This window comes from Weissella muntiaci (genome assembly GCF_008107635.1).
GTDB lineage: Bacteria > Bacillota > Bacilli > Lactobacillales > Lactobacillaceae > Weissella > Weissella muntiaci.
Window position 1 is genome coordinate 1 of the sequence record NZ_SDGZ01000028.1, and the last position, 25,495, is coordinate 25,495.

Genomic DNA, 25,495 nt, shown 5'->3' on the forward strand with positions numbered 1-25,495 from the left:
CTCTTGAGTGAACACTAACTGTAATTCAAATTGTTCATTATTTTTACGTTTCACTTTTGAAATGACAATCTTAGAGCCTTTGAGGTTCTTAATGTTTTCAACAACTTGAACAATACCAAATCCTTGAATTTTGATATGGTGTGCTGATTTTATTTCAATTTGACCGTTACTTGGTAATGAAACTGTCTTGAATGATGCTCTGTTACGTAAGAAATTCAATGAACCTTTACGATACCAAGAACGATTTTGGCGATTATTACTATGTTCATTGTTTTTATATGCTAATTTTTCGTCAATTGTCATTAAAGAAGCTTTATACAAAACTCGTCGATATTGTCCAAAATTAGTAAGCATTGTTTTTAATAGTTCATCGGCAGCTTGCGAATGTAAGCCAAGTTTAGGACTCCATTTTAACAATCCTTTATGTTGAGCAAACTTAACTTTAATAGCATTCAAAATATAACGTTTCTGGATAACGGTTGCTACAAATTTACGATTTAAATGTTTGTAACCGTAGGTTGCCTCAAGATACTTGTTAGCAAAATTCCATAATTCATTTTGAACATTAATACTTTGTTGATGATAATCAGTTAATTCTGGAGTTTCAACTAAACGAAATCGCCTTACGTATACTGATGTAGTTGTTTTAGACAATTTCATTTAGTAAGCTCCTTCTGGTATATAATTAGCTAATTATATCATGAGGTGGATTTACTATGATTGTTCATGAACGTGACTATGTATACAATTTTAACTTCCATCTTGTTTGGGTTACAAAATATCGTAGACCAATTTTTGTTAATCCAAAGTTAGTTCAAGATATGAAAGATGCATTATCGTATTTAGCAAATGAACACGATATTGAAATTCAAAAAATGGAAGTTATGCCAGATCACGTTCATTTACTTGTTTCTTTTAAGCCAAAGTATGCATCTTTCGAAATAGTACAAACACTAAAAGGTTCCAGTGCAAAACTTTGGTTCACAGCTCATCCAGAAACAAAGAAGCTGTTATGGGGTGGGCATCTGTGGTCACCAAGTTATTACATTGGAACACTAGGAGAAATGTCAAAATCAGTTGTAGAAAATTATATTGAAAGCCAGCGTTCTGAAGCTAGTTTAGCTAGATACGATAAGAAGAAACGTTAACTACTAGAAATTGACCTACGGTCTTTGGGTGGCTTTCATCTCGGCACTAAAGTACCGAGTTTTCAGCCTAATTGTGAACGAAGATTTGCATCGACACGTAATAAAATCTTAGGTTCTTTTGTGTCCAGAGATGTAACATGCAAGGTATCCTATATTAAAAAGAGGTAACTGGACTTGTTTTGAGAATACATTGAACCTTTAAGTGAAATTCGCGTGATATTTGATATTTGAATATCAATATATTCAAATTGCTGATATCCAAGCTTACTATTATACACATGGACATTCGGCGCATACAATTAGACCTGTAAAGAAAGCACAATATACAAAATTCTTTGGGGGTAAAATTATGACAGCCGATATTACTAGTGACATGGAATTCAGCCCTTCCTTTGACTACATTGATAATGGGGTCGAACATGGCGTACTAAGTCCATTCGAAACAAAAGAAGTAATCCTGAAAAAGGGTACTCAGATTGCTGAAGGTTTCAAACCACTTTCAGCCGATATCAGAATGTTAAAAGATATTCCCGTTGTTCTACGTGACGGAATAACTATTTATACTGATGTATATCTACCAGTTTCCACAGTAACGGCCCCAGCATTAATTGCATGGAGCCCTTATGGTAAAAGTGCTGGAACTGCACCCCGCTACAAAAATCTATTTAATATGTTGGGCATGGGGAATCATTGGAATTCTGGCTTAACGAAATTTGAGGCACCAGATCCAGCCTACTGGACTCAACATGGTTATGCGGTCGTTAATCCAGACATGCGTGGGATTGCCCATAGTGAAGGAAACACCACCATGCTCGGAACCCAAGAGGCGCAAGATGGTTATGACTTGATTGAATGGATTGCTACTCAAGACTGGTCTAATGGAAAAACTGCTCTGACGGGAACGTCGTATCTGGCATTTTCACAATGGTACATTGCGGCCGAAATGCCACCACACTTAACAGCTATCAATCCAACTGAAGGGCTGGCAGACGGTTACCGTGATTTAGCCTTTATTGGTGGAATTCCGGATAAGAACTTCATTGAACGGTTGGCAGTCAACCATGTGAGTGCAACAGGCGCTCAACGTGAAGACTTAACTAAGGAAATGGATACTAATCCACTTGCAAACGCTGCTATTTGGCAAGATAAGGTTGCAGACCCAAGTAAAATCACCGTGCCAGCCTTTGTGATTGCAAGCTATTCAAATACACTACACACAATGGGAACGTTCCGTTCATGGCGCTCATTGGGTTCGAAAGAAAAGTGGCTTAGAATTCATGATCGTCAAGAATGGCCATATTATTATGACGAAGCTAATGTTGAAGAGCTTCGGAGATTCTTTGATCACTATTTATTAGAAAAGGACAACGACTGGGAGCAGACTCCAACAGTCCGTTATTCGCTAATCGGATTCCAGGGGACCAATCAGACCGATATCCCATCAGAAAGTTTTCCACCTAAAAATGTGGAGAATAAGAAATTCTATCTAAACCCGATTTTCAGAACTCTGCAAGATCAGCCTGAAGAACGTGATATTCCAGTTAAATATGCGACAAATGTCGTTCCTGGTCGGACGTCTTTCCAGATGACATTTACAGAAGACACTCAACTTGTCGGCTATCCCAAAGCCAAGCTCTTTATGGAAGTAGAGGGCTATGACGATATGGATGTTTTCGTTTGGTTGCAAAAACTGGACTCATTCGGCAACGTTTTGAGCGAGTTTGTCGTACCAAACCATGGTGCGGCATTGCAAGACTTCACGCAAGAAGGGGCTTCAGCCTTAAGATATAAAGGAGCTTGGGGACGTCTGCGTGCTTCAATGCGCCATCTAGATGATCAACTTTCGACCGATGAGATTCCAGCGTATACATTCGATCGAGTTGAAAAGCTTGCGGAAAAGGAGCTTGCGGAGCTCGAGATTGTCCTTAGTCCAATCGGATTGACCTACAAAGCAGGTGAAACGCTCCGTATTATGATTAGCTCAAAAAACGAGCTAGGTTCAGTCATGCCTGGAACGCCTGGGGCAACACCTGACAATCAAGGAACGCATATTTTACACACCGGTGGGGAATACGCTTCATACATTCAACTTCCACTATTGGGGAAGTAGTCTGACTATCATTTGCCAAGAAAAAGCTTTATAGTTTAAATACTATAAAGCTTTTTTGTGGAGGGGCTATGAATCTAAGTACACTGAACTATTTTGTCCAAATTGCAACCGTTGGTAATCTAACAAAAGTGGCCGAACAACTATTTATTTCCCAGCCAACATTAAGTCGCCATATGAAAGAACTAGAGCAGGAAGTTGGAAGGCAGCTTTTTATCCGACAAAGCCATTCATTAAAATTATCAAACGATGGTCAAATTTTCCTGAAAGAGGCCATTAATGTTCTACAAGCCGTTGATACATTGGAGCATGTTTTTGATTCGAAAGAAGCCGTCCTGAATAAAGTTGAATATCTACGAATTGGTTATCTTGAGAACTTTAATATGCAAAACATGTATGACTTTTTGGGCAAATACAAAGCAAATAATGAAAATATCCAAATCGTCCTCACTCCTGATACCCCCGCAAATCTGAGCAAGGGACTAGAGAATGGGGAGTATGATGTGATATTCTCACTTTATCCATATATTAGGCAATATCCAAACTTTGAAAATAAAAAATTCATTGAAAATCATTTGCAAATTGCCTTGCCGAAAAATCATCCGCTCAGCCAGCACCAACATTTATCTTTTTCAGAACTTGCCAACGAAACCTTTATCTTACTTGATCGAAATCGGTCGCCAATTATTGTTGACTATGTTTTAAATAAGGGTATCGAAAACGGTTTTAATCTGAACGCCAATTACTATGTTAAGAGCTTGAGTGAGGGGCTATCAATGACAGCACTTGGTAACGGCTTAGCATTTTTGTATTCGGCAATGAACCAAGGCGAGCTGGCTAGTAAGTTTAATATCAAAATTGTCGATTTAGTCGATGCGAATGAAAGCCAGGACATCCATGTTGCAATTAATAGCGAAAGTTCGAATCCCGAGATTCAGAATTTCTTTAAACAACTAACCGTCGAATACAGCAACTAATTTATTATTTTAAGATGTCCCTTAGTTTGAAGGCGTATAAATGAATATACACATAGAAACACCCTAAATCTAGTTTAGAAGGAGGCTATATCATGACTAAAAAGGATAGAAAAAGCTCCTCCGGGCATAAGCGCAAGTCCCATAATGTGTTTCACGCGTGTCTACTGCTTTTAAGTATCCTAACTACCTTGAGCATATTCTCTTTGAAGAAGCGCCTGCAGTATTTGGAATTTCAAGATATTGATAATATAAAGAACAACCACTAGTTGTGGCCATCTTTACCTATCACAACAACATAGAGAAGCCACCTAGACCATAGGCGGCTTTTTATTTTATCGTCCGATTATTTCCATATGAGGTAACCAACAATTGTGGAATGCCTTCTCTCAATTCTTTATTTAGTATAAGTTTCCCCTTATAACTTACCTATTCACATAGTTTGGAAAAGAGTTCAAGAATTTCAAAAATAGGTTCGCTTGATTAGTATAGATGTTCTTCACAAAAATTTCACAAAAAAGGCACATTATAACGTTGACAATTCAATCGTGTGCGATATACTTTACTTATCAACTAATCGTTAACGGTGTTAAGTTGATGTAAGGCTTACAAGATTTTTGTCACATATAAGGGAGAATTATAATGGATAAGCAAGTAGTATTAGAGGACGCAGCTCAGGATTTCAGTAACGCCAACAAACCACACCCACGCATCTATGAGTTGGCTCCAAAGGATGGTCGCGCATTATTGGAAGAAGTACAATCTTCACCAGTTAATAAATATAATGTGGACATTGAAGATACGACATTTTCTGCTGGGGAGTGGGGAAATGTTCCAGTTCGTTTCATTCGTCCAGCCGGAAATTATAGTAAACTTCCGGTGATCTTTTACATTCATGGGGCTGGTTGGGTATTTGGTAGTGCGAAAACGCACGACAAGCTAGTTCGTGAATTGGCAGTCCGCACAAACTCAGTCGTAGTCTTCCCAGAATACACACTTTCTCCAGAAGCAAAATATCCAACCGCTATCGAACAAAATTATGCGGTCTTACAACAATTAGCAGACGTTGCTGCAGCAAAGAATCTTGATATTGAACGTCTAACCGTCGCTGGGGACTCAGTTGGTGGTAACATGGCAACTGTTATGACAATTATGACCAAGCAACGTCAAGGTCTCCCAATTTTGCAACAACTATTATATTACCCAGTAACGAATGCTGAATTCGATACTGAATCATATAACCAATTTGCAGAGAATTATTTCTTGACTAAAGAGGGAATGCAGTGGTTCTGGGATCAATATACAACTGACCCTAAGGAACGTGCAGAAATCACAGCATCACCACTACGAGCTTCAATTGATGAGCTGAAGGGCTTGCCAGCCGCAATGATCTTAAACGGTGAAGCTGATGTCCTACGTGACGAAGGCGAAGCATACGCTAACAAATTGCGTGAGGCTGATGTCGAAGTTACTCAACTCCAATTCCAAGGTATGATTCATGATTTTGTCATGGTTAACTCATTGGATCAAACAAAGGCAACTCGAGCAGCTATGGACGTTTCGACTTCATGGGTAATGAAGGGGAATCATAAGTAATCGAATTTTTATAAGTCCGTTAGCATAATAATATATTGGTCAGCTATTTTATAAATAAAAGGGAACGCACCTGCTGAATTGCAGTTGCGTTCCTTTTTTATGATGTGACAAATATCTCCATTCACACCACTTTGCTAATGGCCATTAACCCATTAGGAAAAATGCAGCAATATCTTTGTACAAAGGTTCACCACTCATTACAATCTGTCTGCAGAGGAACAGGGACAATTGGTTGGTGCTTATCTGAATTTCAACTAGGATTTCAAAAAACAGTTGTCATGAAAATTCAATAATACGTGCCGAAATATATTGTGTATAACCCTCGCAAAAAGAGATTCACACAAGAAAATTCTACAAGAATTCTTTTATTTATTCTGAAACATCCGGTACACATTTCACAAGTGTGTACACTTTTAATAGGACATAAGCCATTAAACTGTCTAGTAATGAATGCGCCAATCGTTACCTTAACGCTTTCTTAAATTTCCAATTCAAATATATAATGGGAATTCACAAGATATATCTATAGGATTTAACTCATTACGTGCAATCCTGTTAGTAAAATTAATATGTCCTAAAAACAGGACATTATTCACAAGACTTGTGAATAAAATAATTTTCAAGAGATTTTAAACTCATAAATTATGATACTATTTTCACGTAATAAATTTTATGATAAAGGTGTGAATAAAAGTGAATAAAAAAATTATCGCTTCGTTACTTATTTCCGGAATGTTGCTTGTTGGTGGTACTACTGCCAGTGCAACAAGCGTGCCTCAATCCACGACTTGGGTCAGTCAGACCATTGGAAAGTCATATGACTTTGATGGAGCTTTGGGTTATCAGTGTTTTGATTATGTAAATCAATATGCGCATGATTTATTTGGAACCTCTTTTCCAGGTGAAGGCGCCATTGACCTACTAACTACTGGGAACAGAAACGGCTTTAGAGTCATCCGTGCCGGTAATGGTACCCCACAACCTGGTGATATCTTTATCTTATCAACACCGGGTAATCCAAATGGTCACACTGGAGTTGTAATTTCCTCAGACTCAACGGGAATGATAGTTGCAGACCAAAATTATAATGGCAGGAGTTATGTAAGCCAACACCGGATCAACTATCAAGAACCATGGAGTCAATTAGTTGGTTGGGTTCGGCCACCGTTCGAAGCGAGTGGATGGACGACTATTAATGGGCAACAAGTATATATTAACTCTGACGGTCAGTATGCAACAGGCGAGCAGAAGATTGACGGACAATATTATTATTTTGATCCAAATTCACATTCAATTGTAAAAGGGTTTTTAACCTTACCTGATGGGCGGAAAGTATATTATGACGATCAAGGTCATATGGTTCATGGTGAGGCGCTTATTGATGGCAACTTCTATTTGTTCGAAAAATATAATGGCGGCATGCAGACTGGTCTACAGGATTTAACAACCTACGGCGCAAATAAAACGGTCTATTATGATCCCAAGACTGGACATATGCTTTATGGTGATATTATGATCGATGGAGTCATGCATACATTTGAAGGCGGGTCTGGTAAATTAATTGACGGAAATTGGCGAACCGTTGACGGACATCAAAGATATTTGCAAACAGATGGACAATATGCCTCTGGCGAACAAATAATCAACGGGAAGACTTATTATTTCGATGTCAATACACATGACTTGATTCTGGGTCTTACAACGTTGCCAGATGGACGAAAAGTGTACCTTGACGACCAAGGACAAGTATCTCATGGAGAAGTTAAAATTGGACAGTATTTCTATTTGTTTGATGCTCAAACTGGTGAGATGAAAACAGGACTACAGGACTTAACTTCTTATGGTGCGAACAAGACTGTCTATTATGATCCCGAGACTGGACATATGCTCTATGGTGATCAGATCATCGATGGTAAAACTTATTCATTCGAAGCAGGAACTGGAAAGTTAATTGCTAACGTATGGCGGACCGTTGGCAAAAACAAGCAATATCTTGGTGCTGATGGTCAATTGGCTTCTGGTGAACAATCAATCGACGGCAAGACATATTATTTTGATCCAAGCACACATAATTTAATGACTGGTCTTATCACACTAGCCAATGGTCAGAAGATTTATGCTGATGAACAAGGACAAGTAGCGCATGGAGAAGTTAAGATTGGGCAGTATTACTATTTGTTTGATGCTCAAACTGGTGAGATGAAAACAGGATTACAGGATTTAACTTCTTATGGTGCGAACAAGACTGTCTATTATGATCCCGAGACTGGACATATGCTCTATGGTGATCAGCTCATCGATGGTAAAACTTATTCATTCGAAGCAGGAACTGGAAAGTTAATTGCTAACGTATGGCGGACCGTTGGTGAAAACAAACAATATCTTGGTGCCGATGGTCAATTAGCTTCTGGTGAACAATCAATCGACGGCAAGACATATTATTTTGATCCAAGCACACATAATTTAATGACTGGTCTTATCACGTTAGCTAATGGTCAGAAGATTTATGCTGATGAACAAGGACAAGTAGCGCATGGAGAAGTTAAGATTGGGCAGTATTACTATTTGTTTGATGCTCAAACTGGTGAGATGAAAACAGGATTACAGGATTTAACTTCTTATGGTGCGAACAAGACTGTCTATTATGATCCCGAGACTGGACATATGCTCTATGGAAAACAAGTTATTGATGGCAAAACATATAATTTTGATAGTAACACTGGTGCCATGATCCCTGATGATATCCAACAACCGCAAAAGGACATTCAAGTTGGCGATGTTGTTTCGTTTAAGGGCGTATACAAAGTAACCAACGTGAGCGGTAACCTAGTTGGAAGTTCACAAATCTCTGGAGGCGATGTCGAGAGCTGGAATTATCTTGACCCAACACCTTTGACTGAAACCAATCAGGATGGACAAACTGCTGGTGACCAAGTTTTGCTAAAAGGGGATTACTTTATTTTGCCAGGCAGTTATAAAGTTGAAAAGATTGATATAGCAAGCAAAGGTGTATATATAACGGTAGGTAATCGAGGTGTTTGGCTGGATGGAGCGATTGCAACATTAAACTAATCATTGGGCTTTAGCCTGAAAGATTTGATTCAATTCGAAAGCATGCTTAAATTGTTTTTAACGATCATCCATTAGTTCAAGAGCAGAGGCACAATGTGCACCAGCAACAAAGATTAGAATCGATGGCAAAGAATCAGGATAATTAATTATTTAGATAACAATTAATATAAGATTGTGAGTATCGTAAAGGCAAAAAGCGCTGCTAACAGACCATTGGACAGATTATTATTAATAAAAACACGTCTCTACAAATATCTAGAGACGTGTTTTTACTATACCTTTTGTTTGGAGTCTTTGTGATAATATTTTTAATATCCAAGGTATTCATTAACATTTATACTTTAATGTTAATGAATACCTATAACAAATCGCCCAAGTCAGTAGCCAGAGTCCATGGCCTTGATCGTGACAGAATTTTACGTTCCACAAAATTGTACGAGAAATCCAATTCAAGTTTGAGGATACTAAATGACCATTCACTATCTTATGTAGAATAACAAAGAGTGCAGAATAAGAACAAGTTCGACTGCCGAAATCTAAAATAGGGGAAGTAAGGTAAGGACTGATTCACTACCGACACCGACTCATTTTACTATTTACATAATGTGTACTCCAACAGTTATGCAATTTCATTGGCATGTCCTGTCCACGCAGTAAAAAACAAATAAGTAGCGTGACAATTCAATATTGCACAATACAAGGTCAGCCATCCCAAAATCACTTTATTTTTACAATCCACTCTTTATTATGTTCCACAAAGTATCAAATCTATCCTGATAATCACTATCGAGCCACGTTTCTTTAAATGTTGGCAGACTAAATATTGCAAACGCTGATAGAATTGCTTCTGCTCTTTTTAACGAAGGATCATTGAAATCCATAATTCGATCAATCTCTTGGTAGGCTGGTTGAAGTACTTTTCTTAAAACCTTTGGATGATTATCAACATATTTAGTATTCAGTGTAAACATGGTTCGATCATTAATATAGGTATTTTTTTTCAAATTAGCAAATTGATATAACCAGCTATGTAATGTATCAACACGCGAATTAGTTTTATTGTCAAATTTTATTTTATCGATAATTTCTTCTTTAAACCAAGCGCTACTTACTTCCTCCCAGAGTACTTGCTTACTCTCAAAATATTTATATATTGCAGCATGTGTAACTCCAAGCCCATTAGCGATTTGAGACAAAGAAACTTCAGAGTTTTTTGTCTCGATAATAATTTCTTGTGCGGTTTTCAAGATAATTTTTCTAGATATCTTTTCCATAAGTAATACCTCCGGGGTTCACTATTATATTAACATAGTTATTTACAAAAATTTGATTTTGTTACTTAAATAGAGTATGTTAACACTAGTTACAAAAACATCTTTTTGTTACTCAGGAGGAATATATGAAAGCTGCGCAATTACATGCATATAATAAATCAGCAACACTTTTTGTTAATAATGTAGAAATACCCAACATTTCTCAAGATGAGGTCCTCATTAAAGTTAAGTCGGCGGCCGTAAACCCATTGGAAAACCTTATTGCTAGCGGTAGTTTGAAACTTATGAATCACTATGCCTTGCCGGTCACTCTTGGTAATGAAATAGCAGGTGAAATAGTTAAAGTTGGAAAAAATGTCCTAGATTTCAATGTCGGCGATTTCATTTATTCTCGTCTACCTGCTACAACAATGGGCGGTTTTGCTGAGTATATTGCTGTTAAGAGTGCAGCAATTGGTATGCTACCAAAAAACCTAGATTTTAAAAGTGGTGCATCAGCCCCATTAGGTGCTTTAACAGCTTATCAAATACTGTATGAGGAACTAAGTGTCCAGGCGGGGCAAAGCATCTTTATTCCAGGAATTTCTGGATCATTTGGCCAAATGGCTCTACCAATTGCAAAATCACTTGGTTTAACTGTATATGGGAGCGGTAATTCAAGGGATCGAGAACGCCTTCTCGAGTTAGGCATTGATAAATACTTAGATTATAAAACAGAAAATTATTGGGAGACTCTAACCGATGTTGATTTTGTAATTGATACCTTAGGACCAAGAGAATATAGTAATGAATTAAGTATTATTAAGCCAGGTGGTAAAATTGTGTCGCTTATTGATGGGCCAAACAAACTTTTTGCTGTGACACATCATTTCTCATTCTGGAAAACATTTCTATTCTCCATTGCTGGTATGAAATTTGATAAGCAGGCAAAGGCGAAAAATATTCAATATCGTTTTATCTTTGTCCGAAGTGATGGAAATCAATTAGAAGATATCACAAAGATCATTGAAACTAATAACATAGTTCCCATTTATGATCAAAAGACCTTCACAATAGATGAAATAAACAAGGCCATTACCTATATGAATAGTGGCAAGGCACACGGTAAAGTATTGATAAATTTTGAATAAAAACATCAAAGCACAAGAAGGCAGAGAGGATATTTTCTCTGCCTTTTTGTGTTTTCTTAATTATCAATTAAATCATTTCAATTTCCTGATTAACGAAATATAAAAACTCCTCATGAAGTGATGATAAAAATTGAGTGTGTTTCCACAATAAAGCTGCATGAGAAGGTATTTGAGGATTTACAGGGATAAATTTAACTGTATTTCCAACAGGTAAACCTTCAATCCCAAGCAATAATATTTCTTTGTTAAAGGCGGGATATAAACTTGCATTCCCGATTAAATTAAAATTCATCCGTATGTTGAGATCCTCTGTTGGCTTATTTGTGATGAGACTAAGGTAATCCAGCCATATTGGGCTTCGTGATGTAACAATCGGATAATTGGCAATTTCTTCACCAATAATTTCATCTTTAGTTGCAAGATCATGCTCTTTATTAAGATATATTCCTCTTGTATCAGTACTCTTCAAATCAATGAAATCATACTGTCCTTTTAAATTGAAATCTAGAGCAAACAGGAAATCAATTAATCCTTGATCGAGACTTTCTAACATATCATTTAAACTGCCCGAGATGAGCTGAATCGTCACATCTGGATATTGATCCTGTAACTTGCTAATACCCTTTAAAACTGTTGTAAAGAGCGACGTTTCAGCAGCTCCAATCGTAATCTGCCCAGCAATAATATTCCTTTGCTTCAAATTTTTACTAGTCTTCTCCGTCAGGTTCAAAATACTTTCAGCCTGTTTAGCAAGATATATTCCTTCGCCAGTAAGTTGCAACGGTTTTTTTGATCGATCAAGCAATTGCACTCCCAGTTCATCTTCTAAAGCTCGTATTTGTCTTGAAAGAGCTGGCTGGGTTAAATTCAATTTTCTTGCCGCCGCAGTAAGAGTGCCTGTAGTAGCTACTTCAAAAAAATATTTCAACATTCTAATTTCCATGAATCATTACCTCAGGTAATAGTCTACTATAACAACAAATGAATTGTAATAAGGAGTGGACTGTATTAAATTATAGACAATTAAAGGAAGGGGGACGATCGAATGATACACAACGAAGAAATCGAAAGATTCTCAACAGCCGATGACTTTTATGTTTCACCCTATTATCGAGATGGAACAACATTGGGTACACCCACTTGGATCTGGTCAGTAGTCGTCGAAAAAGAAATTTATATTAGAGCTTGGAACGGCCAAAACTCAAGGTGGTTTAAATCTGCGATAAATCAAGGTAAAGGTCAGATCCAAATCGATGGTCATAAATATGATGCAATCTTTAAGCATATACCCGTTATAGAGAATGCCAATCTGATTAAAAAGATTGATAATGCCTATAAAAATAAGTATCAAGACAGTGTGTATATGCCACCAATGATTTCTGAATCACCCCGTAATGCGACCGTCAGAGTGGATATTCAAAGATAGGAGACATTATGAACAATAAAGTAACAGCCGGACACGATCAGCTTGGATCGTTTGCTCCAAAATTTGCGGAGTTGAATGATACCGTACTTTTTGGAGAAATTTGGGCTAGGGAAGCAGAATTTTCTGCTAGAGATAGGAGTCTTATCACAATATCTGCACTTATTGCAGAGGGTGCTTTCGAGCAACTTTCTTTTCATATTCAAAAAGGAAAGGATAACGGGCTGACGGCTCAAGATATCTCAGAAGTTATAACTCATTTAGCATTTTATGTCGGTTGGCCCAAAGCGTGGTCTGCCTTTAATGTTGCAAAGAAGATCTTTGATGAAAAAGAGGGAAATAATGACTAAGTACGATGAGATCCAAAACGGGACTACTTTTGGCCCAGGTGTACCTAATCCATATGGACAATTCTTCACCGGAAATACGCTTTTAAACGGACTGATTTCATCGCCTGATGATTCTTTGTCTGTTGGTGTAGTAACTTTTGAACCAGGCTCACGAAATAATTGGCATATTCATCATAGTGGGTACCAAATATTACTAGTAACGGGCGGGGAAGGCTGGTATCAAGAAGAGGGAAAATCGGCGATCTCTTTAAAAAAGGGCGATAAAATTCTAACAAATAATGGTATAAAGCATTGGCACGGAGCCAAGAATGATAGTTGGTTTGAGCATATTGCAATTACAACCGGAACGCCTGAATGGTTAGAAGCTGTTACTGACAGTATTTACAATAATCTATAAAAAAGAACGGGATAAAATTATGACAATTCAAGATAAGGTAGTAGTAATTACCGGGGCATCATCAGGTATCGGTGAGGCAACTGCAAAATTATTAGCTAGTAAGGGAGCAAAGCTTGTTCTAGGTGCTCGTCGGGAAGATAAACTGGTTAGATTGACAGATGAGATTCGCAACGCTGGTGGTCAAGCAATTTATGCAATTACTGATGTTACAAAACCAGAGGACAATGAGAATTTAGTTAATTTGGCTAAAAGCGAGTTTGGCAAGTTTGATGTCATTTTCCTTAATGCCGGTTTGATGCCAAGTTCGAATCTATCAGAATTAAAGGTTGACGAATGGAATCAAATGGTCGATGTGAATTTAAAGGGCGTGTTGAACGGAATAGCAGCAGCCTTACCATCCTTCATTGGACAGAAAAGCGGCCAAGTTATCGCCACATCATCTGTTGCTGGGTTGAAAGCCTATCCTGGTGGCGCCGTTTACGGTGCGACCAAGTGGGCGGTTCGTGATTTAATGGAAACTCTACGTATGGAATCAGCACTCGAAGGAAATAACATTCGTACTGCAACTATCTACCCAGCTGCAGTCAATACTGAGTTATTAGATACGATTACGTCCAAGGAAGCTGCCGAAGGCATGAATGCAGTGTACGATCAATATGGCATCTCAGCGGATAGAATCGCAAATGTCATCGCTTTTGCGATTGACCAGCCAGAGGATACAAATGTCAGCGAATTTACCGTTGGTCCAACAGCACAACCTTGGTAGACTATTCTTACCGTTAAGTAATGTAAATATATTGTTGATCTTTTTCTCAGAAGCCGAATACAACTTTATGTGTTTTGAAACTACCTCTGCGTGAAGTTGACCACTAAGTGTTTTCTGCCACTAATTTAACAGCAGAATCAAAAGCAGAGAAAATCGGCCTTTTAATAGAACGATTTTCCCTGCTTTTTTTGTTAGATAGGAGCTCACTATCAGAATTTTTGCATCCTGAACATCACGTTGCACTTGTTAATTAATATCTTCTAAGCTACTGCCACAATTATTTCCTTGACTCCCAGATCCAGAGGGAAAGAGACATTAAACGATTCATCTAAGACTATTTTGATGATAATAGGCAAAAGGGATAGAAAATTAGCAGGTTCATCTACATACACCCTTAACCAGTGAGTTAAATGGCAACGTACATTCATTTAAAACAAACGGTAGAGCTAAAACGATCGAATGTTAAGTATTTTTATGCTGAACAAGGGAAAACGTTTATTCTTTGTTGTCTTTTACAGATCAAACAAATGGTTTTTAGTTTGCTTATGCAGAACAGACGACTTAGTTGTATTAAAACAAATCTTGTTCACTTAATTGAACATATTAGAATTGAAAGATCCTCATCAAATAAATCAATATAAAGGCTATATGCATTCCTTAATATTGTTTTAGCTTTTAAAAGCCTTAAACATTGATTTATAGGGATTTGTAACAGTTGCAATATTACTTAAATAAATTTTTAAATAAGTATTGACATTTGCCCTGACGTATTTAAAAATGAAATTTTAAACGTTGACAAAGTATTGGGGAACCACTCTATCGGAATCAAATAAATTTAAATTGAATTTGACCATAAATTTTTGAGTTTTTCAAAATGTATGAGAGTGAACAAAGTATAAAATGAGGGTGTCATGATAATTATTGATTTGTTAAAGAATATGTTTATCTTTATAGTTGTATTTTATCCCATAATTGGAGGCCTGTTATTTATATTCTTGAGTTTTTTCTATTGGCTATTTATGGAAAAAATAGATAAACCCCAATATTTGAAAGAGGAGCCACCGTTTATTTCAATACTTGTTGCGGCACATAACGAGGAACTTACAATAGAGTCAACGATAAATCATTTAGAAAGAAGAATGAATTATCCAACGGACAAGTATGAAGTAATTGTTGTTGATGACGGATCGACAGATCGTACTAAGGATATCTTATTACGCTTGCAAAAATTATATGCAAATCGATTACGAGTGATTAAGATCGTTAATAATCGTGGTAAAGCGGCGGGACTGAATATAGCTCTTGGGTTTGCCAAAGGAGAGTTTGTTCTTTCAAATGACGCCGATTCAAAGCCAGAAATTGATGCTCTCTGGAAATATATGTACTATTTTGAACGTAAAGGTGGCAAAAAATTAGGTGCGGTTACAGGAAATATGTTACCCATTAATAAGACAACCATCGTTTCTGAGGCCCAACAAAATGAGTTGAATTCAATCATCGGACTAATAAAGAGGGCACAACTTTCTTTTGGCGGATTATTTGCATTTTCTGGAGCAAATACAATGTATCGTAAGCAGGCCGTATTGGACGTTGGTGGATGGCAAGCAGAGCAACCAACGGAGGATATTGCAATTTCATGGGATATGCAGATTGCAGGATGGAAAGCTTTTTTCGCCCCACATATTCGCTTCTACATGGACGTACCAGAAACACTTAGGGACCTGATTAAGCAAAGAAAACGTTGGACATCTGGGGGGCTATATGTTTTATTAACAAAGTCGTTTTCTGTTTTCCGATCACCAAGGAGAAATTTTGCGTTAATTCCTATTATTATTGATTACGCTCTCAGTATTGTTTGGTCATTCTTTTTCTGGATAAGCTTACTTGTATATGTAATTATTCAAATTACCTGCTTACTCAACAATGATTGGTCCATATTTACTTCTAACTTATATTTTGCGAGCATGATAGTAATAATTGAGATCATTGTTGGATTAGTTCAATTAATGATGGCATCGTACTTTAATGACGGTGGTAAATCATTAAAATATATTATATTTGCGCCTTGGTACATATTAATATATTGGATGGTTAATGCGTATACAGTCCTAACTGAAACCATTCCGACAATTAAGAAAATAATTGAAGGTGAAAACGGCGGCGTCTGGACCTCACCAAAGAGATCGAAAGACAGGGGCTTAGAACAATAGAGGGGGGGAGAAATGAGTAAGCCAGATTATATAACACACTCTTTTAGTGAATCGGATATAACAATCGATTGGTTTTTCGCAAATAATGGTTCCGACCCTAAAAGGAAGATCAAACAATTCTTGTTGATTTTGGTCGGTTGGCTAATGGTCTTGCTGCCAATTTTTGTAGTAGTTATTATTAAATATACATCTGTGCTTCCGAGCACTGGAGGTCATCACACTAGACTTTTGCTAAAGTATGACCTCAAGCAAGCCATACTCTACTTTAGTTTATTTATCATTTATCTTTTTATACTCTTAGCAGTAAATCTCTACCATATCAAGGGAAGCGGTGGTCGCGCAGAAATTAATTATGGTTTGTTGGAGCGGCACTTATATTTGGCGGAAAAACTATATACTTCAAAGTATGGTTTCGAAACATTGCGAAAAGACCAACAATACATTGAGATAGCCGATTACGCTGATATAAGCACATTTGAGTTGCGTCAAAGATTTAATTATTTTTTGGAGGATGACGATGCTATCTGAAAAAGATAACTTTATTGTGCAGGACATGATAACTCGCGAAGAGAATATGAAAAGAAGACAAAACGTTATTGAAAACATGATACATAAGCGAAAAGTTTTCAAGCGGCGCTTATTATTCTACCTGACGTTGTCAACGACTATAATATTATTCATTGCTTTTGAGCATTTAATTGAGTACGAAAAAATTAGTCTTTTCCGAATAATGGAAGTTAATTTCTTAATCGCGATAGTCTTATTCGTAATTTCTTTGGCCTTTTGGCAAAAACTGATAAAATTTTATCCATTAAAAGCGATTGTGAAAGGGTATGATAATCGATTACGTATTAAAAATGCTGGAACGCTATTAGCTTCAAAGAGATGGTTACAATTTTATTATTCTGGAAAAGAAATATCTGCGCAAATCCCTCAGATTTTACATTATTTGCAGGTAAACGAGAATTTGAATTCCATAGACGAAGCTCTTGCATACATTAATGAGCATACCTTACCGGAATCCGACCGTGAAATAAAAATTAAAATGGAGAGTTTTCAAAAGTTTGTTTCTAAAACGAACGAAATGATCCTAAGTACTGCAAATGAAGACGGTCAACCTTCCATCAGGAAAATGCGATTTATAGTTTTAGATAAAGCTAATGTTTGGTATTTCGGGACGGCTCCTAATACTCCGAAGGTGAGCGAATTAGACTTGCATAAAGCTGCAATTTACACAATGCCCACAGCCGAGGGGATGGCGATATCTAGTAACCGTTTAAAAATATGCAAAACTGAATATAACCTTAATGATTTAAAGGAATATTATGAGGAGCAGGTCCCCGGTTTTATGGATAGCCTTTCAGAGAAGGACCGCGAGAGCGAGCTTATATATAAGATCGAATTGCAAAGCGTCCGTTTAGATAGCTGGACGCAACATGAGGAAATTTCTTTTTATTGATGACCATGAATCTGAACTGTTCTTACAAGCTTATTGCTCTTTTGTTGGCAGTAAACTGAATCCATAAAGGTTAGTTCTATTCTTGATAATCATTCACATAGTTTGTAACGAAGTGCATTTTATTCTGATAGTTGAAACAGAGATATAACAGGGCTATACAATGGCCTGTTATATCTCTGTTTTTTTATCCCAACAACTAATTTCTCACTCATATCCTCATCAATACAAATTAAAAAGACTTCTGCTAACTAAACTATCAACATCCTAATTAATTTAAACGAAATAAGGCGAAAATCATCAGCAAAATCAAAAAGATTGAAAGGTTTTAAAAGTATGTTGGGTAGAGACAATAACAAATTCAAAAATGGAATTTTGATTTAACAAGTAATTAAAAATGATGGAGACCATAATTCACAAAACTGCACTGTTTCTGTACTAAAAGCAAAGAATGCGAATTACTTGTTAGACGGCGTAAGGTAGCGAAGAAGATTTTCTTTCCAAGATAAGGTACGATATGAAAACCCTTAAAATAATAGTTAAATTAGCCTAAGTAAAAAGACAGTAGGCCCGTTCAAAGGACTTAACATCATTTTAAAAATTCACTAATTAAAAGTTAGCATTACTCATTGGAATTGATTATACTAAACATGATAATTCAAATTAGAGGGGAGTTTGAGATGATGACAGCACGTAAGCGAAACATTGTTATTACTTTGGGATCTTTTTCATTTATTACAGCAATCGCTGGAACTAGTGTTACTCTGGCTTTGCCAAGAATCGGGACGACGTTCCACGTCGGCTCGGCCGTAGCAACGCTGGCTTTGCAAGTTGGTTTGATTACGGCAATCATATTTCTAGTTTTGTTTGGGCATAGTGGGGACATCTTTTCCAAGAGTCTGGTTTTTAAATACGGTGGATGGATCTTCACAGCTGGAACATTATTCACAGGCCTGGCGCCAAGTTTCGCGCTACTTTTGGGTGGTCGAGTGATCCAGGCGATTGGGATTGCTATGATTATGGCCAACACCATGGGAATTATCAACGAGTTCTTTGATGATCAAGAACGTGCAGCAGTGTTAGCATATAATTCGATGTTTATCTCGGTTGGTGCAATAATGGGACCCGCACTTGGTGGAATTATTACATCTGTGCTTTCATGGCGCTGGACCTTTTTAATTTTTGTACCATTTTCCTTAGTAACGATGTGGCTAGGTGACCACAATTTGCCGACACTAAAATTAAATCGGCAAATTGTAATAAAAGAGATCAAAGCTAGTAATTGGTTGGGACAAGCGCTTTTCACGGTTGGTATCATTACAATCTTTATGAGTCAATTTATGAGCCTACCCGGATTGTCACAAATTGAAAATTACTTCTTCTGGTTGGTTCTTGGTGGCATCATTACACTTAGTTCGTTTGTCCAAGATTCACGGGCCAAGTCTCCATGGATTGCTCCCATAATCTTGAAGAACAGAACTTTTATGGCGTCCGTATTTGTACTTTTTATAATGATGTTTGTAAATTCGATATCAAATATTCTACTTCCATTTTATTTCCAAGACTTCTTAGGTTTCTCGGCCGGTAAGAGTGGTTTGTTGGTTGCAACACAGTCATTGGTGGTGATGAGCATGTCACCATTTATTGGACGTTTTGCCAATAATAAGCAACGGCGATTACGTTTAACAGCGATAGGCTTGACTATTTTAACGCTTGCTCAAATTGGCTATATTTTGTACGACGGCACACCGAACGTTCTGCTATTGGGCTTGCCAATTGTCGCAAATGGAATTGGTATGGGACTAGCTATGACGCCCAACAATGCTTTGACGATGTCCTTTGTGGGCAATCAATTAGCAGGTGTTGGCGGATCAATGAACTCACTGTTCAGAAACTTGGGGATTGCCCTCGGAACTAGTTTTGCAACATCAATGCTGTATACACAATTACCAGGTGTAAAAGTGATTTCATCAAGTTTGGGAAGGCTTTATTTGTCGGCAAGTGCGAACGTTTTCATTATCGGTATGATTATGGCGGCGTTTGGGATTATTTTAAACTTCGTTCGTCCTAAGGATTAAAAAAAAACGACTAAGATAGATTCTTGATCTTAGTCGTTTTTTTAATTAATTTTATTTTTTGAATGATGCATCAATTTCTTGAAAACGTTGAAAGATATTAATTTGGTCTTGATAATGTTGAACAACTGTAGCGGCAACATTGATGCCAAGTGGTAGATGCAAGGGCAGCGTCGCATAATGATTTTGGACCTGATCAATTAAGAATGCAATTGCTTTCGTCGGGTTACCAGTACTGTGATTACTGCTTTGAGCGTTTAACCTGGCCTTCTTTGCAAGTTCTTTGTAATCAGAGATTGTCGTTGTAACAACTTTCGCAGATGGAGTTTGTTCATTTGCGCGTAAGCCAGCCGCCTCTACAATGAGCACCTTGATCCCGAATGGGCTAACTTCTTGGGCCAAGGCACTACTGTAGCCTTCCACTGCGAATTTAGAAGCATTGTAGACCGAAAGCGTGGGCGCCGATATTAAACCACCAATCGAAGATTGATTGATGATTAGTCCAGTATGATTCTTCCGCATAATTGGTAGAACTGCCTGTGTGAGGTTAATACCGGCCCAAAGATTGACTTCAAAAATGGCTCTTGCCTCATTAAGATCACTTTCTTCAAAGCTACCAAAATAGGCGAGTGATGCATTATTTACCAGTACATCAACACTGCCAAATGTTTTCACGGCTGCATCGACGGCCGTTTTGATTTCACGAGTATTCGTAACATCCAAACTAAGTGTTAGAATTCGTGCAGATTCCTCCTGACTAAGATAGGATAGATCTGCCATTTCCCGAGCAGTTGCAACAATATTTACATTATTTTGTGAGAGCAACTGTTGAACAAGTTCCTTTCCCAGACCACGCGATGCACCAGTTATGAACCAAGTTTTGTTCGCCATATGATTTACCTCCTGATTTTGATACACATTATACAACGATCGAGGTTTATTGGCATAAACAATTAAATTGCTTGGCGAACCAACTACTTTTGTCTTGGTTTAGTTTAAATTAAGTATTGACCTTATTAAAAGTAAGCGATAACATGATGTTGTAGAAATGGTTATTGCAAATTCGAGAGGGGAAATCATTATGACTTCAGAAGTACGTCGTAATCCGGAGACGGATCGTTTGTTAACTGCAGATAATAGCGTTTTCTTATTAATTGACTACCAACCATTGCAGGTTAGTGGAGTGAACTCGATGAACCGAGCGGAATTAATTCAGCGAACGGAAGCTACTATTAATTTGATCAAGAGCTTTGGAATACCGATTATTACTTCAACGGTTAATGTTGAAAATGGTCGAAATAAAGATCTTGTGCCGGGAATAAAGAAATTGCTGAAGGATGTTCCTTCATTTGACCGAACGAGTATCAATGCCTGGGAAGATACGGAATTTAAGCAAGCAGTCAAAGAAACTGGGCGTAAGAAATTAATAATTGGTGCTTTGTGGACTGAGGCATGCCTAACCTTCCCAACACTGGATGCCTTGGCTGAGGGGTTTGAGGTATATCCGGTTGTTGACATTGTCGGAGGGACTTCGAAATTGGCTCATGAAACAGCTCTACGTCGAGTTGAACAGGCCGGTGCTCAGTTAACCACGTTCGCTCAACTGGCATTGGAGCTACAACGAGACTGGTCGCATACAGAGACAGTCGACGAGTTCGTTCATTCAATGTATGAGGGCGGGTTGTTCTTGGAACTAGAGTAATTATTGTAGGAGAGGGGTATAAAAATGAAGATCGCATTTATTGGAATTGGCGACATGGGTCTTGAAATGGTGCCTCATTTGGTTAAGGGGCAGCACGATGTAATCATTTGGGATCGTAATTCAGAAAATTTGGCGAAAATAATTGATCCAGAGATCAAGATTGCAAAATCGTTGGCAGAGGCTGTTGAAAACGCGGAGCTGGTGATTACTTCCGTCATGGCAGTTGATGTCGATGATTTACATCTTGGTGTCGAGGGCAATCAGGGTATAATCGAGCATCTAAAGTCAGGCAGTACGTTGGTTGTGACGTCAACGTTAAATCCTGAAAAGATATTTGCCATTCGGGATGCTCTGCCAGCTGAGGTTAATCTCCTTGACGTACCCGTAATAGGAGGTGTCAAATACGCACGTGAGGCGAAGCTAACATTGTTAGCAGGAGGCGATCGTGATGTGGTTGAGCGATTTACGCCAGTCTTGAATTTATTTGGGACAACCAAGTATGTTGGCAAACTAGGCGACGGCGCTAAGCTCAAATTAATCACAAATGTATCAATTATGGCGGCGGAAGCTGGCTTGCGTGAGACATTGGACTTAGCTGATCAATATGAAATTGATTATGGCCTGGTACTGGAGTTAATTCAAATGGGTCCATTGAAACCAGTGATTGTTCGGGCTCTTGATGAAACCAATCCACGACCATTGGAGAAATCAGTTGATGACATGGATGAGCTGCTTACAGCAACGGAACCTTTGATTGACTTGCCAATGGTCGAAGCAGCACGGACACGGCTGCGTAAGGCGGTTGATGATGCAGGAGGAACTGCGAAGTTTATCGATATCACTAATAAGGTCACAGCACTGCCTCGTTTTAAAAACCGGTAATTGTTCGTGATCAGGTTTATAAATATTGAGATGAACTCCTATAATAAGAATATGGACAGGTTTAGTCCGTTTCTGTTGCCCAGTACCGATTTAATAAGTATATGAAACAAGAAGGACGTAGAGATAAAGTATCTCTGCGTTCTTTTTATAAACATGAGATTCTTTCTATTATTAATGACTTCAAATTATTATGAAAAATGTGAAGTTAGACTAAAGCCAATCATGAAAATGAGAAACAACACTTATTGATTTGTAACTATACTGTTTAAAATTCCGTTCTGGCTTGTTTTAAAACTTAATTCACCAGCTTGAAACTAATAAAAGCGTGAAAGATCATGTGTGATTCTGATGTAGCTGAGAGAAGTTCGTAAAATAATGCTGATTGATTCAAAAGCCCTTTACACATTTTGTTGGGTCTTAATCCAATAAAAACCGTTGCTAGTCATAAAATTGGTCAACAAGCTAACACTAATGGTAGCCTTGTCATGCTGCATCTTAAAAAGTGTTGAGGTAAATGATGGTGACTAAAAATCCGTATTTGATAATCATTAAGCTACGAATAATCTTTTATATTGCCATGAATAAAAGGATTAACAATATTTCTCGACAAGACATTGTTGAGGACGGTTTTCAACTATATTCAATCGACGTGAGTCAAACTTCGGATAATTTGCCTATGAACTAAAGAAAAGGTATCATTATACTTGTATATACAAGTATAAATTTAGGAGCTCTAGTAATGAAATTTGTTGATGAAGAGACAAAATCCCAGCTATTTTTCGAGAAGCATGGTGACGGACGACATAAGTTAATGGTCATCCATGGTTATGGTATGGATCACAGAAGTATGGAATGGGCCGTTCAAATGGCTTTGGGCGATCAAGATAATGTACAAATAATTTACGTTGATCTGCCCGGAATGGGGAAGAGTACCGATGTTGAGCTTAGCCTAAATGCTGACAAAGTAGTTGATATTCTATTAAGATTACTTGATTATATTGCTGATGGCGATTCAACTGTAGATCTGCTAGGGTTTTCGTATGGTGGTTACCTTGTACAAGGAATGCTCAGTAAGGCGTCAGAACGAATCGGTCAATTTATGTTATTAGCACCTGCATACTATGGAGACTTCTCACAAAGGTCATTACCAGAACAGGTAAACTTCGACTTGGAAATAACTGATCCAATTCATACGCAGGAATATGGAGATCATTACTTACAACTTACAGGAATTCCAAGTTTAAATGGGTATTCAAAATTTGCGGAGAATGTGCAAGTCGGTTTTAACGATGCCAATAATGAATATCTTGACGTCTATTCCAAAACCGGTTATGTATTCAAAGATGAACATAGAGTTCATCATACATTGGTAGATAATAAAGGCATTATTGTACTTTCGATGGCGGATCATATCGTTGGATACAAAGATATTTTAAGCGCGGCAAGTAACTATCCTGAGACTGACTACATTCTCCTGAGAAATGCTGGACATATAATTCATGTTGATGTGGCCGATAAGGTAGTCCAGATTATTCAGAGCTTTTTCAATTACTAAACATTTCAATCAGAATTATTACAAAATAAAAGGCGAGTAAACTAAATGTTTTACTCGCTTTTTATATGTACTGAACAAAATTTTTTGGGAATCATTTCAGCACTTAAAAACAACATGTGTTTCATTGCATTACAGTGGGGTCACTTAACTCAATTAAATCGGCGATTCTTGTTGTTAGCTCAATCAATTCTTTTCTTTCTTCAGCGCCACCAATCATTTCATCGACTTTTTGAAACAGAGTGTCATAACACTCGTATGCCATTTTAAGCATATCATCGGAGCTTGAAGTTAGAGCTATGGACACCTTTCTTCCAGAATGTCTCTTCTCGACTAGGCCCTTTGCCTCAAGTGTACTAACAAATCTCGACATAGTGGATACTGAATAACTTAATAACTCAGAAAGATCAGTGAGCGTAACGGACTCATCGTCGTTTTCATTAATAGTCATAAGTATATAGGAATATACAGGCGCCATACCTGTTGGTAAATAGATTCTGTTAGCAATTTTTTCAGTGTATCTTGCTAGACGATTTGTTGCAAAGTATGTACAAACATCCTTTGAAAAGTTCATGATCTTAAGTTCCTCTCTGCGTTATTCATATATTTTAGCGATTCACATACCTGATTACATAAACTGTATATTACCATGTTTTAGCTCGTAAAGAACTGCATAATTATTAACCGCGTCAGGACGCTCGTTGATACTATATAGTTTTGCCAGTCCTTTTTTGGTGTGTTGGTCTTTGATTTCTTTGAATAATTAAAATACCCAGAATCAATAAATTTTGATTCTGGGTATTTTTTAGATCTTTAAGAAAAGGGTTTATGAGGTTTTGTGCGCATTCGTGTAAATTTAATTTTTATCTTCGCGTAACTTTTCCAGTACATCCATCACCATTTCAATTTTAATCGTTGATGAATTTAAAATATTTTGGGTATGAAGCAAATCTTCTCTAATCTGATTAGCTACTTTTTCTCCATTATCAGTTAACGATAAATGAAAAGTTCGTTTATCACCTGGATCTTGATGAGTGATAACGTAGCCTAATTTTTCAAAATGATTAATTGCTCGAGTAATTGTTGTTTGATGAACGAATATAATTCTTTTGAAATCCTTTTGACTAATCCCCGGATTGTCCTGAACCTTTAGCAGGTAAAAATAGTTAGTAGCGTTAATATTTGGATTACGAAAATTCGAATTAAGCTTTTGGTTGAGCGCATCATTAAGCATATGAATATTCGCAATTAGATCAAGGTCTGGCATAATGTTCTCCTTCGTACTTAGACTATTTTAGATTTATCTGAGAAAAATGTAAAATCAGTTAAATATATACATGCGCACGCATTCAAATTGAAGTATAATAATTTTGGAGGTTGA

Annotated in this window: 22 protein-coding genes and 1 pseudogene; 17 read left to right on the plus strand and 6 right to left on the minus strand. The window is 37.4% G+C overall.

Annotated elements, in window-relative coordinates:
• Window positions 1-660 (minus strand): annotated as a pseudogene (locus tag ESZ50_RS10810) (RNA-guided endonuclease TnpB family protein); the annotation flags it as partial.
• A 56-nt stretch (window positions 661-716) separates the two neighbouring features.
• Here ESZ50_RS10810 and tnpA point away from each other — a divergent pair.
• From tnpA to ESZ50_RS10835, 5 genes are all read left to right on the plus strand, one after another.
• Window positions 717-1,148, plus strand: coding sequence for an IS200/IS605 family transposase (gene tnpA / locus ESZ50_RS10815; protein WP_148623866.1), 432 nt, complete (start codon window positions 717-719; stop codon window positions 1,146-1,148).
• A 349-nt stretch (window positions 1,149-1,497) separates the two neighbouring features.
• Window positions 1,498-3,258 (plus strand): CocE/NonD family hydrolase, encoded by a 1,761-nt coding sequence (locus ESZ50_RS10820; protein ID WP_148623868.1) that lies wholly within the window; start codon window positions 1,498-1,500, stop codon window positions 3,256-3,258.
• Window positions 3,259-3,326: 68 nt separating this feature from the next.
• Window positions 3,327-4,232 (plus strand): LysR family transcriptional regulator, encoded by a 906-nt coding sequence (locus ESZ50_RS10825; RefSeq protein WP_148623870.1) that lies wholly within the window; start codon window positions 3,327-3,329, stop codon window positions 4,230-4,232.
• A gap of 639 nt (window positions 4,233-4,871) precedes the next feature.
• Window positions 4,872-5,825: an alpha/beta hydrolase gene (locus ESZ50_RS10830; protein WP_148623872.1), complete on the plus strand. Its 954-nt coding sequence runs from the start codon at window positions 4,872-4,874 to the stop codon at window positions 5,823-5,825.
• Window positions 5,826-6,518: 693 nt separating this feature from the next.
• Complete coding sequence (locus tag ESZ50_RS10835; RefSeq protein ID WP_148623874.1) at window positions 6,519-8,897, plus strand: CHAP domain-containing protein; 2,379 nt, start codon at window positions 6,519-6,521, stop codon at window positions 8,895-8,897.
• A gap of 728 nt (window positions 8,898-9,625) precedes the next feature.
• Here the strand turns inward: ESZ50_RS10835 and ESZ50_RS10840 are convergent.
• On the minus strand, window positions 9,626-10,171 hold the full coding sequence (locus ESZ50_RS10840) for a TetR/AcrR family transcriptional regulator (protein ID WP_148623876.1): 546 nt from the start codon (window positions 10,169-10,171) through the stop codon (window positions 9,626-9,628).
• 125 nt (window positions 10,172-10,296) lie between these two features.
• Between ESZ50_RS10840 and ESZ50_RS10845 the strand changes: the two genes are divergently transcribed.
• The gene (locus ESZ50_RS10845) at window positions 10,297-11,301 is read left to right on the plus strand and encodes an NADP-dependent oxidoreductase (RefSeq protein WP_148623878.1); all 1,005 of its coding nucleotides are present in this window, start codon (window positions 10,297-10,299) and stop codon (window positions 11,299-11,301) included.
• Between the two features lie 67 nt (window positions 11,302-11,368).
• Here ESZ50_RS10845 and ESZ50_RS10850 read toward each other — a convergent pair whose 3' ends face one another.
• Window positions 11,369-12,244: a LysR family transcriptional regulator gene (locus ESZ50_RS10850; protein ID WP_148623880.1), complete on the minus strand. Its 876-nt coding sequence runs from the start codon at window positions 12,242-12,244 to the stop codon at window positions 11,369-11,371.
• Between the two features lie 102 nt (window positions 12,245-12,346).
• On the opposite strand from ESZ50_RS10850, the gene ESZ50_RS10855 reads away from it, so the two are divergent.
• From ESZ50_RS10855 to ESZ50_RS10890, 8 genes are all read left to right on the plus strand, one after another.
• Window positions 12,347-12,727, plus strand: a complete 381-nt coding sequence (locus tag ESZ50_RS10855) for a DUF2255 family protein (protein WP_148623882.1) — start codon at window positions 12,347-12,349, stop codon at window positions 12,725-12,727.
• A gap of 8 nt (window positions 12,728-12,735) precedes the next feature.
• Window positions 12,736-13,074: a carboxymuconolactone decarboxylase family protein gene (locus ESZ50_RS10860; protein ID WP_148623884.1), complete on the plus strand. Its 339-nt coding sequence runs from the start codon at window positions 12,736-12,738 to the stop codon at window positions 13,072-13,074.
• Entirely contained in the window at window positions 13,067-13,471 is a 405-nt protein-coding gene (locus tag ESZ50_RS10865; RefSeq protein ID WP_148623886.1) for a cupin domain-containing protein, read from the plus strand. Before ESZ50_RS10860 ends, ESZ50_RS10865 begins: the two co-directional genes overlap by 8 nt.
• Before the next feature lie 19 nt (window positions 13,472-13,490).
• Window positions 13,491-14,237 (plus strand): SDR family oxidoreductase, encoded by a 747-nt coding sequence (locus tag ESZ50_RS10870; protein ID WP_148623888.1) that lies wholly within the window; start codon window positions 13,491-13,493, stop codon window positions 14,235-14,237.
• Between the two features lie 911 nt (window positions 14,238-15,148).
• Window positions 15,149-16,447 carry a glycosyltransferase family 2 protein gene (locus ESZ50_RS10875; RefSeq protein WP_148623890.1) on the plus strand — a complete coding sequence of 433 codons (1,299 nt, stop codon included), beginning with the start codon at window positions 15,149-15,151 and terminating at the stop codon, window positions 16,445-16,447.
• Window positions 16,448-16,459: 12 nt separating this feature from the next.
• Window positions 16,460-16,975, plus strand: a complete 516-nt coding sequence (locus tag ESZ50_RS10880) for a hypothetical protein (RefSeq protein ID WP_148623892.1) — start codon at window positions 16,460-16,462, stop codon at window positions 16,973-16,975.
• The gene (locus ESZ50_RS10885; protein ID WP_148623894.1) at window positions 16,965-17,906 is read left to right on the plus strand and encodes a pyridoxamine 5'-phosphate oxidase family protein; all 942 of its coding nucleotides are present in this window, start codon (window positions 16,965-16,967) and stop codon (window positions 17,904-17,906) included. The genes ESZ50_RS10880 and ESZ50_RS10885 overlap by 11 nt, the downstream gene beginning before the upstream one ends.
• A gap of 677 nt (window positions 17,907-18,583) precedes the next feature.
• Window positions 18,584-19,981: an MFS transporter gene (locus tag ESZ50_RS10890; RefSeq protein ID WP_148623896.1), complete on the plus strand. Its 1,398-nt coding sequence runs from the start codon at window positions 18,584-18,586 to the stop codon at window positions 19,979-19,981.
• A 51-nt stretch (window positions 19,982-20,032) separates the two neighbouring features.
• Here ESZ50_RS10890 and ESZ50_RS10895 read toward each other — a convergent pair whose 3' ends face one another.
• Window positions 20,033-20,869, minus strand: a complete 837-nt coding sequence (locus tag ESZ50_RS10895; protein ID WP_148623898.1) for an SDR family NAD(P)-dependent oxidoreductase — start codon at window positions 20,867-20,869, stop codon at window positions 20,033-20,035.
• A gap of 190 nt (window positions 20,870-21,059) precedes the next feature.
• Here ESZ50_RS10895 and ESZ50_RS10900 point away from each other — a divergent pair, with 190 nt between their 5' ends.
• The 3 genes from ESZ50_RS10900 (at window position 21,060) to ESZ50_RS10910 (ending at window position 24,117) form a co-directional block, all read left to right on the plus strand.
• Entirely contained in the window at window positions 21,060-21,680 is a 621-nt protein-coding gene (locus tag ESZ50_RS10900) for an isochorismatase family protein (protein WP_148623900.1), read from the plus strand.
• A 24-nt stretch (window positions 21,681-21,704) separates the two neighbouring features.
• Window positions 21,705-22,562: an NAD(P)-dependent oxidoreductase gene (locus ESZ50_RS10905; RefSeq protein ID WP_148623901.1), complete on the plus strand. Its 858-nt coding sequence runs from the start codon at window positions 21,705-21,707 to the stop codon at window positions 22,560-22,562.
• A 739-nt stretch (window positions 22,563-23,301) separates the two neighbouring features.
• Window positions 23,302-24,117, plus strand: coding sequence for an alpha/beta fold hydrolase (locus tag ESZ50_RS10910; RefSeq protein WP_148623903.1), 816 nt, complete (start codon window positions 23,302-23,304; stop codon window positions 24,115-24,117).
• A gap of 121 nt (window positions 24,118-24,238) precedes the next feature.
• Here the strand turns inward: ESZ50_RS10910 and ESZ50_RS10915 are convergent, their stop codons facing one another.
• The gene (locus tag ESZ50_RS10915) at window positions 24,239-24,688 is read right to left on the minus strand and encodes a MarR family winged helix-turn-helix transcriptional regulator (protein ID WP_148623905.1); all 450 of its coding nucleotides are present in this window, start codon (window positions 24,686-24,688) and stop codon (window positions 24,239-24,241) included.
• A gap of 282 nt (window positions 24,689-24,970) precedes the next feature.
• Window positions 24,971-25,381 (minus strand): MarR family winged helix-turn-helix transcriptional regulator, encoded by a 411-nt coding sequence (locus ESZ50_RS10920; protein ID WP_148623907.1) that lies wholly within the window; start codon window positions 25,379-25,381, stop codon window positions 24,971-24,973.
• Between the last annotated feature and the right edge of the window lie 114 nt (window positions 25,382-25,495).